Consider the following 14731-nt stretch of genomic DNA (forward strand, 5'->3'; position numbering starts at 1 on the left):
AAGGGAGAGACATCATGTACCTGACGCCTCAGCACATCCTGATTGCCGGAGCCACCGGGCTGACTGGTGAGCATTTGCTGGATCGGCTGCTCAACGAGCCAACCGTGAGCCGTGTGCTGGCCCCCACGCGCCGGCCGCTGGCCGAACACCCGCACCTGGAGAACCCGGTCGGCGACCCGGCGGTGTTCCTGCCGCAGTTGAGCGGCCGGGTGGACATCGCCTTCTGCTGCCTGGGCACCACCATCAAACAGGCAGGTTCGGAAACGGCGTTTCGCGCCGTCGACCTGGACATGGTGGTGGCGTTCAGCAAGCGGGCGCGGGAAATGGGTGCACGGCACCTGCTGGTGGTCAGCGCGATTGGCGCCGACCCCAAGTCGTCGGTGTTCTACAACCGGGTCAAGGGCGAGATGGAACAGGCACTCATGGCGCAGGACTGGCCGCAATTGACCATCGCGCGGCCGTCGGTGCTGCTGGGCGAGCGTATCGAGCCTCGGCTCGGTGAACAGTTTGCCGGGCCGTTGTCGCGGCTGCTGCCGGGCAAGTACCGCGGCATCGAAGCCTGCCAGCTGGCGCGGGCGCTGTGGCGCCTGGCGCTGGAAGAGCAGGACGGGGTCCGGACCGTGGAGTCCGATGAACTGCGTAGATTGGGTAAGTAATTCAAAGGCCTCATCGCGGGTCGAACCCGCTCCCACAAGGACAGCTCAGCCCCTTGTGGGAGCGGGCTCGACCCGCGATGAGGCCGCTGGCTACAACCCGCCGGTAGCCTGAAACCCCACCCCCAGCACCGTAAGCACCGACAACGGCAGCAACACCGTATCGAGCAGTGCACTGCCCGGCAGGTCCAGCCCCGGGTACGCCGGTGCCGGCGCGCCAAAACGGTCTTCAGGGCAGCAACCGCCTTGCAGCGCATACAGATCCAGCCGCGTACCCGAATACACCACCGGTGCCCCCGGCTTGGCCGCATCCAGCGTGCGCACCGTGGCGCAGCCGCTGCTCAGTGCCAGCACTGCCAGGCCTGCCACCAGCAGCGCCTTCACTCCTCGCCGCCAACATGGTGCTCGCCCCAGCGCGGCAGCATGTCCTGCGGAACATCCAGCAGGTTGAGAATCCGCGCCACCACAAAGTCCACCAGGTCGTCGATGGTCTGCGGTTGGTGATAGAAGCCCGGCGAGGCCGGCAATATCACCGCGCCCATCTGCGACAGCTTGAGCATGTTCTCCAGGTGGATGGTCGAGAAAGGCGCCTCGCGCGGCACCAGAATCAACTGCCGACGCTCCTTCAGGGTCACGTCCGCGGCCCGCTCGATCAGGTTGTTGCAGGCCCCGGTGGCGATTGCCGACAGCGTGCCGGTGGAACAGGGCACCACCACCATCGCTGCCGGCGCCCCGGAGCCCGAGGCCACCGGCGACATCCAGTCCTCGCGCCCGTATACCCGGATCTGACCGGCCGCAGCGCCGGTGTACTCGGTCAGAAACGCCTGGATCGACTGCGGCTTGGCCGGCAACACCACGTCGGTCTCGGTCGACATCACCAGTTGCGCAGCCTTGGAGATCAGAAAATGCACCTCGCGGTCTTCACGCACCAGGCAATCGAGCAGGCGCAACCCGTACTGCGCCCCGGAGGCACCGGTCATGGCCAGCGTGATGCGCTCCGGGCCGCTCATCGCAGTGCCTCGGCCAGCTTGCCGTGCAGCCCGCCAAAGCCGCCGTTGCTCATGATCACCACCTGGGTGCCCGGCGCGGCCTGGCTTTTGACCCGCTCGATGATCGCCTCGAGACTGTCGGCGACAATCGACGGCACCGTGCACTCGGCGGCGGTGGCGGCCAGGTCCCAGCCCAGATTGGGCGGTGCATACCAGATCACCTGGTCGGCATCGCACACGCTCTGGGGCAGGCCATCACGGTGGGCGCCCAGCTTCATGGAGTTGGAGCGCGGCTCGATCACCGCGATCAACGGGGCGTCGCCGATGCGCTTGCGCAGCCCGTCGAGGGTGGTGGCAATGGCGGTCGGATGGTGGGCAAAGTCATCATAGATGGTCACACCCTGGACTTCGGCGACCTTTTCCATGCGCCGCTTGACGCTCTTGAACGCGCTCAAGGCGGCAATCCCGATGGCCGGCACCACGCCCACATGGCGGGCAGCGGCCAGGGTGGCCAGGGCGTTGGCCACGTTGTGCTGGCCGGTCAGCTCCCACTCCACCACGCCCTGGGCTTGGCCTTCAAAACTGACTTCGAAGCGCGATCCGTCGGCGCTGAGCAGCTTCACCTGCCACTGGCCACCGGCGCCGGTGGTCTGCACCGGGGTCCAGCAGCCCATCTCGATCACCTTCTGCAGGGCCGGCTCGGTGGTGGGGTGAATGACCAGGCCTTCGCTCGGGATGGTGCGCACCAGATGGTGGAACTGGCGCTCGATGGCAGCCAGATCAGGGAAGATGTCTGCGTGATCGAACTCGAGGTTGTTCAAAATGGCGGTGCGCGGACGGTAGTGCACGAACTTGGAACGCTTGTCGAAGAACGCGCTGTCGTACTCGTCGGCCTCGACCACGAAGAACGGCGTGGCGCCCAGGCGCGCCGACACCGAGAAGTTCTGCGGCACACCGCCGATCAGAAAGCCGGGGCTCATCCCGGCATGCTCCAGCACCCAGGCCAGCATGCTGCTGGTGGTGGTCTTGCCGTGGGTACCGGCCACGGCCAGTACCCAGCGGCCCTGCAGCACGTGGTCAGCCAGCCACTGCGGGCCCGACACGTAGGGCAGGCCCTTGTTCAGCACGTACTCCACCGCCGGGTTGCCCCGCGACAGTGCGTTGCCGATCACCACCAGGTCGGGGGCCGGCTCCAACTGGGCGGCGTCATAGCCTTGATGCAGCTCGATGCCCTGGGCCTGGAGCTGGGTGCTCATGGGGGGATAGACGTTGGCGTCGGAGCCGGTGACGCGGTGGCCAAGCTCCTTGGCCAGCACCGCCAGCGAGCCCATGAAAGTACCGCAGATACCGAGAATATGAATGTGCATGGTCGACCTCACGAAACGTGGAGGCAGGGTAGCTTAGGGTGGGAAAAATCGCATCCTGAGTTTGCCTAGGCGCCCCGTGCAATCCCGTGCTTGCGCAGCTTGCGGTACAGCGTATTGCGGCTGACCCCCAGTTGCGCCGCCACCTGGGTCATGTGCCAGCGCTTGTGCTCCAGCGCCTGCAGCAGCGCGGCCCGCTCGGCGTCGTCCAGCGGGTGTTCGGCCTGCGGCCTGGCCACCGTGGGCTCGAGCGCTGCCGGGGGCTGGCGCACTACCGGCGGCAGGTCGTCGAATGCGATGCGGCCATCCTCGCACAGGGCCACCAGGGTACGCAGCACATTGCGCAACTGGCGCACGTTGCCGGGCCAGGCAAATTCCAGCAGCGCCCGGCGTGCCGACGGCTCTAGCCGCACAGGTTGGCCCGCGGCCTCCTCGGCCAGGACAAAGTCGAGCAACTGCGCCTTGTCGCTGCGCTCACGCAATGCCGGCAGGGCGACCTCCAGGCCATTGAGGCGGTAATACAGGTCTTCGCGAAAGCTGCCGGCCTCGACCCGGCCCAGCAGGTCACGGTGGGTGGCACTGATGATGCGCACATCCACCGCCTGCGGCTCGCCGCCGATCGGTACCACCTGGCGCTCCTCGAGCACCCGCAGCAGGCGCGTTTGCAGGGCCAGCGGCATGTCGCCGATCTCGTCCAGCAGCAAGGTGCCACCGTCAGCCTGTTGCAGCTTGCCGCGCATGCCCTCCTTGCGCGCCCCGGTAAAGCTGCCGCCGCGATAGCCGAACAGCTCGCTCTCGATCAGGCTCTCCGGGATCGACGCACAGTTGAGCGCGACGAACGGTTTGCCCGCGCGCTGGCTGGCCTGGTGCACGGCTTTGGCGAAGGCCTCCTTGCCACACCCGGTTTCGCCGTTGAGCAGCAGCGGCACGTCGCGCTCGAACACCCGTAGCGCACGCCGAAAATCCTGTTGCAGTGCCGGGTCGACCAGGCAGATGCGTTGTGCCGGCATTGGCGTGCTGGTGGCCGACGGCGCAAGCGGTGGCGCCACCGCACGGGCCTGGCCGCGCAGGCTGGCGAACAGCACACGGCCATCGCGGGTACGCAGCGGCCAGCTGGTGCTGGCGGCCGCCGTGGCACGCCCGAGCAGTTCATCCAGCGCGCAGTCGAAAAACGCCTCCACTGGCTGGCCGAGCAGCCCGCCGCGTGCCGTTGCCAGCAGGTTCAGCGCACTCTGGTTGACCGCACAGATACGCCCCTCGCCATCGAACGCCAGCAGCCCCTCGCTGAACAGCCCGACCGATTCGGCCTGCAGGTGAAAGCGCAACAGCCAGTGGTTTTCGAAATGGCGCAGGAAGTAGCAGCTCTCGATCATCTTGGCCGAGAGGTTGACCAGCGCCATGGTGTGGAACTGGCTCTGGCGCGACATGTCGGGGCGCGCCGACGACACGTCGAGCACTGCCAGCAGCTCGCCCTGCGGATCGAACACCGGGCTGGCTGAGCACGTCAGCCCGGTATGGCGCCCGCGAAAGTGTTCATCCTGGTGAATGGTCAGGGCCTGGCGCTCGACCAGGCAGGTGCCGATACCGTTGGTGCCTTCGCAGGCCTCGCTCCAGTCGGCGCCCAGCCAGAGCCCGGCGCGCTCGAAGATGCGCCGCTCGGTGGGTGCGGTGACGCAGTTGAGGATCACCCCGCGCGCATCGGTCAGCAGAACCGCGTGCCCGGCGCCGCAGAGTTGCTGGTGCAGGCTGTTCATCTCGTTGCCGGCGATCTGCAGCACCTGCTGCAGGCGCTCACGGCTCTCCAGCAGCCGCCCGTGCTCGAGCACGGTGGGCGCAACGCTCTGGGCCGGGTCGAGGTGGTAGTCCTCCAGGCAGCGCAGCCAGGAACGGGCGATCGACGGGTCGCTGCCCGGCCCCTGCAACAGCGCCTTGCCCTGGGTGACGGTGAGCACTTGCCGGGCGTGCCGGCTCAGATGATTGCTCTGCACTTTTTATTGTTCTCCGCACACGAGATGAACCCAGCATCCTCCTGCCGCCAGTGCATTGCAATGGTGGCGGGACCGTCGGGTCACGTTGTGTGCCACAACGGGTACAGAGTGTCACCCAGGCTGTGCCGGGGCTGGCACACAGCGCCTGCGGGGCGCCCTCCGCGCCGCGCCAAGCCCTTGATTTCACTAGGCCACCGGGCAGTGGCCCGTGCCTTGCCCTACGCTTTACATCCTCCCTACAAGCACAATAGCCAGGAGACACACCATGCGTTACGCACATCCCGGTACCGACGGCGCGATCGTTTCCTTCAAGAGCCGCTACGGCAACTACATCAACGGCGAATTCGTGCCACCGGTCAAAGGCGAGTACTTCACCAACACCTCGCCGGTCAACGGCCAGCCGATTGCCGAGTTCCCACGCTCCAGTGCCGAAGACATCGACAAGGCGCTGGACGCCGCCCATGCGGCCGCCGATGCCTGGGGCACCACCTCGGTGCAGGCGCGCTCGCTGATCCTGCTGAAAATCGCCGACCGCATCGAGCAGAACCTCGAACTGCTGGCCATCACCGAAACCTGGGACAACGGCAAGGCGGTACGCGAAACCCTCAACGCCGACATCCCGCTGGCCGCCGATCACTTTCGCTACTTCGCCGGCTGCCTGCGCGCCCAGGAAGGCAGCGCCGCTGAAATCGACGGCAACACCGTGGCCTATCACATCCACGAACCGCTGGGCGTGGTCGGGCAGATCATCCCGTGGAACTTCCCGATCCTGATGGCCGCCTGGAAGCTAGCCCCGGCCCTGGCCGCCGGCAACTGCGTGGTGCTCAAGCCGGCCGAACAGACCCCGCTGGGCATCAGCGTGCTGCTCGAAGTGATCGGCGACCTGCTGCCACCGGGCGTGCTCAACGTGGTGCAGGGCTATGGCCGTGAAGCCGGCGAAGCACTGGCCACCAGCAAGCGCATCGCCAAGATCGCCTTCACCGGCTCCACCCCGGTGGGTTCGCACATCATGAAATGCGCTGCCGAGAACATCATCCCCAGCACCGTGGAACTGGGCGGCAAGTCGCCGAACATCTTCTTCGAAGACATCATGCAGGCCGAGCAGAGCTTCATCGAGAAGGCCGCCGAAGGCCTGGTGCTGGCGTTCTTCAACCAGGGCGAGGTGTGCACCTGCCCGTCGCGCGCACTGGTGCAGGAATCGATCTACCCGGCGTTCATGCAGGAGGTGATGAAGAAGATCAAGCAGATCAAGCGTGGCGACCCGCTGGACACCGACACCATGGTCGGCGCCCAGGCCTCCGAGCAGCAGTTCGACAAGATTCTCTCGTACCTGGAAATCGCCGAGAAGGAAGGCGCCGAACTGCTCACGGGTGGCAAGGTGGAAAAACTCGAGGGCAACCTGTCGACCGGTTACTACATCCAACCGACCCTGCTCAAGGGCACCAACAAGATGCGCGTGTTCCAGGAAGAGATCTTCGGCCCGGTGGTCAGCATCACCACCTTCAAGGACGAAGCCGAGGCCCTGGCCATTGCCAACGACACCGAATTCGGCCTGGGCGCCGGTGTATGGACCCGCGACATCAACCGCGCCTATCGCATGGGCCGCGGCATCAAGGCTGGCCGCGTATGGACCAACTGCTACCACCTGTACCCGGCGCACGCCGCGTTCGGCGGGTACAAGAAGTCCGGCGTGGGTCGTGAAACCCACAAGATGATGCTCGACCACTACCAGCAGACCAAGAACCTGCTGGTGAGCTACGACATCAATCCACTGGGCTTCTTCTAGGAAGCCCGGCTGCAAGCGGCAAGCTTCAAGCAGCAAGAAAAAGCAGACCCCATGCGATTTGCCTTCTCTTGCGGCTTGCAGCTTGAAGCTTGCAGCTGTTCTGGCCCCTTTCGTGCAAGACCATCACCACAGGCCGGCACCCGCCGGTGACTAAAAAAAGAACAGGTGAATCCCCATGCCAAGCGATCATTCCGGCAACGCGCCGGCTTCCGTCGATTTCGAAAAGGTCGGTTCCGAGTATTTCCAGCAACGTGAACTGAAAAAAGGTGCCGCAGGCTGGGTCCTGCTGGTGGGTCTGGGCGTCGCCTACGTGATCTCCGGCGACTACGCCGGGTGGAACTTCGGCCTGGCCCAGGGTGGCTGGGGCGGCATGTTCCTGGCCACGCTGCTGATGGCCACGATGTACCTGTGCATGTGCTTTTCGCTGGCCGAACTGTCCTCGATGATCCCCACCGCCGGCGGTGGCTACGGCTTCGCCCGCAGCGCCTTCGGGCCCTGGGGCGGGTTTCTGACCGGCACCGCGATCCTCATCGAATACGCCATCGCCCCCGCCGCCATCGCAGTGTTCATCGGCGCGTACTGCGAATCGCTGTTCGGCATCGGCGGCTGGGTGATCTACCTGGCGTTCTACATCATCTTCATCGGCATCCACATTTTCGGCGTGGGCGAAGCGCTCAAGCTGATGTTCATCATCACCGCCGTGGCCGCGATCGCCCTGGCGGTGTTCCTGATCGCGATGGTGCCGCACTTCGATTCGAACAACCTGTTCGACATCGCCAAGACCGACGCAGCCGGCGCCAGCAGCTTCCTGCCGTTCGGCTACGTCGGCGTGTGGGCGGCAATCCCCTATGCCATCTGGTTCTTCCTGGCGGTCGAAGGCGTGCCGCTGGCCGCCGAAGAAACCAAGAACCCCAAGCGCGACCTGCCCCGCGGCCTGATCGGTGCGATGCTGGTGCTGCTCAGCTTCGCGCTGCTGATCCTGGTGATCGGCCCGGGCGGCGCCGGCGCCGAAGCACTGAAAAGCTCGGGCAACCCGCTGGTGGAGGCGCTGGCCAAGGCCTACGGCGGCTCGACCTGGATGGGCGGCTTCGTCAACCTGGTGGGCCTGGCTGGCCTGATCGCCAGCTTCTTCTCGATCATCTACGCCTATTCACGGCAGATCTTCGCCCTGTCGCGCGCCGGCTACCTGCCGCGCAAGCTGTCGCAGACCAACCGCAGCAAGGCTCCGGTACTGGCGCTGATCATCCCCGGCATCATCGGCTTTGCGCTGTCGCTGACCGGCCAGGGCGACCTGCTGATTCTGGTGGCGGTATTCGGCGCTACGCTGTCCTATGTACTGATGATGGCCGCGCACATCACCCTGCGCATAAAACGCCCCAAAATGGAGCGTCCGTACCGTACCCCGGGCGGCATCTTCACCTCGGGCGTGGCGCTGGTGCTGGCCTGCCTGGCGGTGGTCGCAGGTTTCCTGGTCGACCCACGGGTGGTGATTGGCGCTGCGATCATCTATGGCGTGCTGATTGCGTACTTCGCCTTCTACAGCCGGCACCACCTGGTGGCCGGCACGCCGGAGGAAGAGTTTGCCGCGATCCAGAAGGCCGAAGAGGCCTTGCACTGACCGCCCCGCGCCGCAGGCCTGGCCTGCGGCGCCATGGAGATTGCGTATGAGCAGTTTTGTACACACGGTGGGCAACCAGACCTACCGCTTCGACAGCCTCAAGGACGTCATGGCCAAGGCCAGCCCGGCCCGCTCCGGCGACTTTCTCGCCGGGGTGGCGGCCGGCAACGACGCCGAACGGGTGGCCGCGCAGATGGCGCTGGCCGATATCCCGCTCAGTCACTTCCTCAGCGAGGCGCTGATCCCTTACGAAGACGACGAAGTCACCCGCCTGATCATCGACACCCACGACAAACAGGCCTTTGCCGCCGTCAGCCACCTGACCGTGGGCGGGCTGCGCGACTGGCTGCTGAGCGAGCAGGCCGACGAAGACAGCCTGCGCGTCCTGGCCCCGGGGCTGACCCCGGAAATGGCCGCTGCGGTCTCGAAGATCATGCGCGTGCAGGACCTGGTGCTGGTGGCGCAGAAGATCCGCGTGGTCACGCGCTTTCGCGGCACCCTGGGCCTGCGCGGGCGCCTGTCCACCCGCCTGCAGCCCAACCACCCCACGGATGAGCCGGCCGGCATCGCCGCGAGCATTCTCGACGGCCTGCTGTACGGCAACGGCGACGCCATGATCGGCATCAACCCGGCCACCGACAGTATCGCCTCGATCTGTGCTCTGCTGGAGATGCTCGACGCGATCATCCAGCGCTACGACATCCCCACCCAGGCCTGTGTGCTGACCCACGTCACCACCTCGATCGAGGCCGTCAACCGCGGCGTACCGCTGGACCTGGTGTTCCAGTCCATTGCCGGCACCGAGGCGGCCAATGCCAGTTTCGGCATCAACCTCAACCTGTTGCAGGAAGGCTACGACGCCGGCCTGAGCCTGAACCGCGGTACCCTCGGGCAGAACCTGATGTACTTCGAGACCGGCCAGGGCAGCGCGCTGTCGGCCAACGCGCACCATGGCGTCGACCAGCAGACCTGCGAAACCCGGGCCTATGCCGTGGCACGGCATTTCAAGCCGTTTCTGGTCAACACCGTGGTCGGCTTCATCGGCCCGGAGTACCTGTACAACGGCAAGCAGATCATCCGCGCCGGCCTGGAAGACCACTTCTGCGGCAAGCTGCTGGGCGTGCCGATGGGCTGCGATATCTGCTACACCAACCATGCCGAGGCCGACCAGGACGACATGGACACGCTGCTGACGCTGCTGGGGGTGGCCGGGATCAACTTCATCATGGGCATCCCCGGCTCCGACGACATCATGCTCAACTACCAGACCACCTCGTTCCACGACGCGCTGTACGCACGCCAGACCCTGGGCCTGAAACCGGCCCCGGAGTTCGAGGCGTGGCTGGCGCGCATGGGCATCTTCACCCAGGCCGATGGCCGGGTGCGGTTTGGCGACAACCTGCCACCGGCCTTCCGCCAAGCGCTGGCGCAACTGGGATAAGCGAGCCATGGACAAGCAACCCACGCAGCACGACAACAGCGACAACCCCTGGCTCGACCTGCGCCGCCTGACCCCGGCGCGCATCGCCCTGGGGCGCACCGGTACCAGCCTGCCGACCCGCGCACAGCTGGACTTCCAGTGCGCCCACGCCCAGGCCCGCGATGCCGTGCACCTGGCATTCGACCATGCGGGCCTGCGCGAACAGCTGAGCGAACGCGGGCGCGACAGCATCCTCTTGCACAGCGCCGCCAGCGACCGCCACAGCTACCTGCAACGCCCGGACCTGGGGCGGCGCCTGCATGAGGAATCGGCCCGGCAACTGCGCGAGCATGCCCAGGCCAACCCGGGCGGGGTCGACCTGGCGATCATCGTGGCCGACGGCCTCTCGGCCCTGGCGGTGCACCGGCACACGCTGCCGTTTCTCAACCGTCTGCAGGAGCACATCGATGCCGAGGGATGGTCCACCGCCCCGGTGGTGCTGGTGGAGCAGGGCCGGGTGGCGGTGGCCGATGAAGTCGGCGAACTGCTGGGCGCGAAAATGACCGTGATCCTGATCGGCGAACGTCCGGGCCTGAGCTCCCCCGACAGCCTGGGCCTGTATTTCACCTACAGCCCCAGGGTCGGCCTCACCGACGCCTACCGCAACTGCATTTCCAACGTACGCCTGGAGGGGCTGAGCTACGGCATGGCCGCCCACCGCCTGCTGTACCTGATGCGCGAGGCCTGCCGTCGGCAGCTCTCGGGGGTCAACCTGAAGGATGAAGCCCAGGTCCAGACCCTGGAATCAGACGCCGACACCCCTAAAAATGGAAACTTCTTACTCGGCAATGATTGAGAACTGACCACTTTTTAGCGGATTGCGCTTTTTTCGCGCTTTAGGCAGCATCTGGGGTGACGGCTGCCCGAGGTTCGCCGCCACTCCCCATGGACCCGAGGCCTGCTTATGCGAATTATCAAAGCAACTCTTGAGCATCTGGATCTGCTCGCCCCTCTGTTCGTCAAATACCGCGAGTTCTATGGGCAATTGCCCTATCCGGACTCTTCGCGCTCGTTTCTGGAAAAACGCCTGGAGCGCGACGAGTCGATCATCTACCTGGCGCTGCCGGACGACGATGACAACAAGCTGATGGGTTTCTGCCAGCTGTACCCGAGCTTTTCGTCGCTGTCGCTCAAGCGCGTATGGATACTCAACGACATCTATGTGGCCGAAGACTCGCGGCGCATGCTGGTGGCCGACAACCTGATGCGCGAGGCGAAGAAACTGGCCAAGGACACCAACGCCGTGCGCCTGCGCGCCTCGACCAGCAGCGACAACGAGGTGGCAATGAAGACCTACGAGTCGATGGGGTTCAAGGCAGATACCGAGTTCAAGAGCTATATCCTCCCGATCCATTCCGACTGACGGGCATCCTTCGTCAGCAAAGCCGGCTTCCACAGGTCTGCGCACTGGCCATGTAGGCGCCAGCCTTGCTGGCGATGGGCTGCATAGCAGCCCCGCTGCGCTGGGGCCCAGAAATCCGCCGCTACAAACTGCTCCGCCATAATCACGCCATGCCCGTATAATGCGGCCTTTCAATTTGTGTGAAATTTTACCCTTACCCCGGGTAACGGCTACACACTTCGCACTGCCAGTCCTCGCATGCCCGTAGAGCCGGGTCTTGAACAAGGTGCCGTACATGGATTTCAACCCGCTGGACCTCATTCTGCATCTCGATACCTACCTCGATTTGCTGGTCAACAATTACGGTCCGTGGATCTACGCCATCCTGTTCCTGGTGATCTTCTGCGAGACCGGCCTGGTCGTCATGCCGTTCCTGCCGGGCGATTCGCTGCTGTTCATCGCCGGTGCCGTGGCCGCCGGCGGCGGCATGGACCCGGTACTGCTGTGCGGCCTGCTGATGGCGGCAGCCATCCTGGGCGACAGCACCAACTACGTGATCGGGCGAACGGCCGGGGAACGCCTGTTCCGCAACCCCGACTCGAAGATCTTCCGCCGCGACTACCTGCAGCAGACCCACGACTTCTACGAACGCCATGGCGGCAAGACCGTCACCCTGGCGCGCTTCCTGCCGATCCTGCGCACCTTCGCGCCTTTCGTCGCGGGCCTGGCAAAAATGGTCTATCCGCGTTTTCTGATGTTCAGCGTCGCCGGCACCATCCTGTGGGTGTGTGGCCTGGTGACGCTGGGCTACTTCTTCGGCAACGTGCCGTTCATCAAGTCCAACCTGTCGCTGATGATCGTGGCGATCATCCTGCTGTCGCTGGTGCCGATGATCATCGGCCTGGTGCGCAGCCGCATGGGCCGTGGCCAGGCCAAGGCCCAGTAACCCGCGCACATGTGGAGCCTGAGCGCCTGGCGGCGCCGTCGTACCCTGGCCCGCTACCCGATCGAGCCGCAGCAGTGGCAGCGGGTACGCGAGGGCCTGCCGATGCTCGACGGCATCAGCGACGAAGAAGATCACTGGCTGCGTGAAGTCTGCATCCTGTTCCTGCAGCAAAAGCACCTCACCACCCTGCCCGGCGTCGACGCCGATGCCGAGCAGCGCCTGCACCTGGCGGCCCAGGCGCAACTGCCGCTGCTGCACCTGGGCGATCTGAACTGGTACCAGGGCTTCCATGAAATCGTGCTCTACCCCGATGACTTCGTCAGCCCCCAGCGCCACCGTGATGCCAGCGGTGTGGAGCATGAATGGGACGGCGAACACAGTGGCGAGGCCTGGCAGCAGGGCCCGGTGATCCTGGCCTGGCCCGGGGTGCTGGCCAGCGGTGGCTGGGAAGGCTACAACCTGGTGATTCACGAGCTGGCGCACAAGCTCGACATGCTCAACGGCGATGCCAATGGCCTGCCGCCGCTGCATGACAGCATGCGCGTGGCGGACTGGGCGCAGGCCATGCAGCAGGCCTACGACGATCTCAACCGCCAGCTTGACCGCAACCCCGATGCCGAAACGGCCATCGACCCCTACGCCGCGGAAAACCCGGCCGAATTCTTCGCCGTGACCAGCGAGTACTTCTTCAGTGCCCCGGACCTGCTGATGCAGGCCTACCCCGCGGTTTACGCGCAACTGAGCGCGTTCTACCGCCAGGATCCGCTGGCCCGCCTGCAACAGCTGCAACGTAGCCATCCGCACTACCAGCACACGACTAATTGACCAGGCCGGGCATCTGGCCGGGCGTGGCAAGCGTTACGGAATGTGCCTATAATCGCGACCAATTTTTGGCCAAACATGGGGGCAATGCCCAATGAGCTACAGCAAGATTCCGGCTGGCAAAGACCTGCCGAACGACATCTACGTCGCCATCGAGATTCCAGCCAACCACGCACCGATCAAGTACGAGATCGACAAGGACAGCGATTGCCTGTTCGTGGACCGCTTCATGGCCACCCCAATGTTCTACCCGGCCAACTACGGCTTCATCCCCAACACCCTGGCTGACGACGGTGATCCGCTGGACGTGCTGGTGGTGACCCCGTACCCGGTAGCCCCAGGTTCGGTGATCCGTGCTCGCCCGGTCGGCATCCTGCACATGACCGACGACGGCGGCGGCGACGCCAAGGTCATCGCCGTACCGCACGACAAGCTGTCGCAGCTGTACGTCGACGTCAAAGAGTACACCGACCTGCCGGCACTGCTGCTGGAGCAGATCAAGCACTTCTTCGAGAACTACAAGGATCTGGAGAAAGGCAAGTGGGTCAAGATCGACGGCTGGGGTGACGCAGAAGCGGCCCGTGCCGAGATCACCAAGTCGGTGGCAGCCTACAAGGGCTAAGCACTGCGCTTGAGGAAAAGCCCCGCGATTGCGGGGCTTTTTTGCATCTGCGGCTCGCTGCTTGAACCAACAGCGTCCGATTATTCCTACAACACCAACAGAACCCCCTGTAATACCCCCGCTTTTGCCCGCGAAACACTTCAACCCAATGTTTATATAAACCCTTCTTTTCCCTCACTAAACTCAATCACCATGAATACATCTGGTGATCGTTTGAAAGCGCTCCTGCGCGAGTGCAACCTGACCGCTTCCGACTTTGCCGCCCAGCGCGGGGTGACGCCGCAGCATGTGAACAACTGGTTCCAGCGCGGCGTGCCTATGGCGCGTCTGGACGAGATTGCCGAACTGCTGTGCGTACGCCCTCGCTGGCTACGCACCGGCGAGGGCCCCAAGCACCACAACCCGCTGCCGCGGGTCAGCCGCAACCGTGGCGAGCAGGAGCAGCAGGCCCCGGACCACAGCCTGTTCGCCGCGCATGGCGAGCAGGACGTGCTGCTGCCCTTCTACCATGCGCAGCCCCGGCAGTTTGCCGAAATCCCTGGCCGCCACCTGCGTTTGCCGCGCTGTGCGCTGGACAACCTCGGGGTCGATGCTGCGCAGGCGCTTTGCGTGAGCATGCCCGACTACAACATGAACCCCTTGCTGCAGTACGGCGCGACCTTGGCGATAGACCGCAGCCTGACCCGCGTGATCGAGGGCGAGATATACGCGCTGCTGCACAACGGGCGCTTGCGCGTGCACACCTTGAGCGAACGGGCCAATGGCGCGTTGCGTCTGCACAGCCATGACGGTGACGAATTTCCGAGCGAAACCTACAGCCTGTCGCAAATCCGCAACCAGGGTCTGGAGGTGCTGGGGTGGGTGTTCTGGTGGGCTCACCTGCGGGATGATCGCCCGCGCTAAAGCGGTTGCAGCGGTTTTTTTGCTGGGCATTGCGATCCATTCCCAGTATGCTGTGCCGCACTCAAGCCCCGGTTGCAGCCTTGCATCCTGAGGGCGTGGCGCGGCACACACTGCCCCCGCCACCCCCGGCCCCAGCGCCGGATCACGATTTGAAGGCGGTTGCGGCTTACCAAAAGTCAGCCAAGACTGTCCCCGAGAAGCCGGCCACAAGCCGGCTT

The 14731-nt window shown here is 64.9% G+C and carries 14 protein-coding genes; 10 read left to right on the plus strand and 4 right to left on the minus strand.

The annotated features are described in order from the left end of the window. Nucleotides 1–14: 14 nt before the first annotated feature. Nucleotides 15–656 (plus strand): oxidoreductase, encoded by a 642-nt coding sequence (locus NJH59_RS04305; RefSeq protein WP_043863915.1) that lies wholly within the window; start codon nucleotides 15–17, stop codon nucleotides 654–656. A gap of 90 nt (nucleotides 657–746) precedes the next feature. On the opposite strand, the gene NJH59_RS04310 is transcribed toward NJH59_RS04305, so the two are convergent. The 4 genes from NJH59_RS04310 to NJH59_RS04325 all read right to left on the minus strand — a co-directional run bounded on the left by NJH59_RS04310 (nucleotide 747) and on the right by NJH59_RS04325 (nucleotide 4994). Further along, complete coding sequence (locus NJH59_RS04310; protein WP_043863916.1) at nucleotides 747–1037, minus strand: YceK/YidQ family lipoprotein; 291 nt, start codon at nucleotides 1035–1037, stop codon at nucleotides 747–749. Continuing rightward, nucleotides 1034–1663: a flavin prenyltransferase UbiX gene (ubiX, locus tag NJH59_RS04315; protein ID WP_043863917.1), complete on the minus strand. Its 630-nt coding sequence runs from the start codon at nucleotides 1661–1663 to the stop codon at nucleotides 1034–1036. Before ubiX ends, NJH59_RS04310 begins: the two co-directional genes overlap by 4 nt. After that, nucleotides 1660–3009 (minus strand): UDP-N-acetylmuramate:L-alanyl-gamma-D-glutamyl-meso-diaminopimelate ligase, encoded by a 1350-nt coding sequence (mpl, locus tag NJH59_RS04320; RefSeq protein ID WP_043863918.1) that lies wholly within the window; start codon nucleotides 3007–3009, stop codon nucleotides 1660–1662. Before mpl ends, ubiX begins: the two co-directional genes overlap by 4 nt. 65 nt (nucleotides 3010–3074) lie before the next feature. Continuing rightward, complete coding sequence (locus tag NJH59_RS04325) at nucleotides 3075–4994, minus strand: sigma-54-dependent Fis family transcriptional regulator (protein ID WP_104571892.1); 1920 nt, start codon at nucleotides 4992–4994, stop codon at nucleotides 3075–3077. Nucleotides 4995–5259: 265 nt separating this feature from the next. On the opposite strand from NJH59_RS04325, the gene NJH59_RS04330 reads away from it, so the two are divergent. The 9 genes from NJH59_RS04330 to NJH59_RS04370 all read left to right on the plus strand — a co-directional run bounded on the left by NJH59_RS04330 (nucleotide 5260) and on the right by NJH59_RS04370 (nucleotide 14513). Beyond that, on the plus strand, nucleotides 5260–6780 hold the full coding sequence (locus tag NJH59_RS04330) for an aldehyde dehydrogenase family protein (protein ID WP_043863920.1): 1521 nt from the start codon (nucleotides 5260–5262) through the stop codon (nucleotides 6778–6780). Between the two features lie 175 nt (nucleotides 6781–6955). Beyond that, nucleotides 6956–8398, plus strand: coding sequence for an ethanolamine permease (eat, locus tag NJH59_RS04335; RefSeq protein ID WP_043863921.1), 1443 nt, complete (start codon nucleotides 6956–6958; stop codon nucleotides 8396–8398). A 46-nt stretch (nucleotides 8399–8444) separates the two neighbouring features. Beyond that, the gene (locus tag NJH59_RS04340; RefSeq protein WP_253086443.1) at nucleotides 8445–9839 is read left to right on the plus strand and encodes an ethanolamine ammonia-lyase subunit EutB; all 1395 of its coding nucleotides are present in this window, start codon (nucleotides 8445–8447) and stop codon (nucleotides 9837–9839) included. 7 nt (nucleotides 9840–9846) lie between these two features. Further along, complete coding sequence (gene eutC, locus NJH59_RS04345) at nucleotides 9847–10674, plus strand: ethanolamine ammonia-lyase subunit EutC (RefSeq protein WP_054916334.1); 828 nt, start codon at nucleotides 9847–9849, stop codon at nucleotides 10672–10674. A 108-nt stretch (nucleotides 10675–10782) separates the two neighbouring features. After that, nucleotides 10783–11241, plus strand: coding sequence for a GNAT family N-acetyltransferase (locus tag NJH59_RS04350; RefSeq protein WP_043863924.1), 459 nt, complete (start codon nucleotides 10783–10785; stop codon nucleotides 11239–11241). A 274-nt stretch (nucleotides 11242–11515) separates the two neighbouring features. Then, a complete protein-coding gene (locus NJH59_RS04355) occupies nucleotides 11516–12166 on the plus strand; it encodes a DedA family protein (protein ID WP_043863945.1) in 651 nt (216 codons plus the stop codon). A gap of 9 nt (nucleotides 12167–12175) precedes the next feature. Next, nucleotides 12176–12991 carry a zinc-dependent peptidase gene (locus NJH59_RS04360; RefSeq protein ID WP_253086444.1) on the plus strand — a complete coding sequence of 272 codons (816 nt, stop codon included), beginning with the start codon at nucleotides 12176–12178 and terminating at the stop codon, nucleotides 12989–12991. Between the two features lie 91 nt (nucleotides 12992–13082). Next, nucleotides 13083–13610 carry an inorganic diphosphatase gene (ppa, locus tag NJH59_RS04365; protein ID WP_043863926.1) on the plus strand — a complete coding sequence of 176 codons (528 nt, stop codon included), beginning with the start codon at nucleotides 13083–13085 and terminating at the stop codon, nucleotides 13608–13610. A gap of 192 nt (nucleotides 13611–13802) precedes the next feature. Beyond that, the gene (locus NJH59_RS04370) at nucleotides 13803–14513 is read left to right on the plus strand and encodes an XRE family transcriptional regulator (protein WP_043863927.1); all 711 of its coding nucleotides are present in this window, start codon (nucleotides 13803–13805) and stop codon (nucleotides 14511–14513) included. Nucleotides 14514–14731 lie beyond the last annotated feature (218 nt).

This window comes from Pseudomonas sp. VE 267-6A, from assembly GCF_024126555.1.
Taxonomy (GTDB): domain Bacteria; phylum Pseudomonadota; class Gammaproteobacteria; order Pseudomonadales; family Pseudomonadaceae; genus Aquipseudomonas; species Aquipseudomonas palmensis.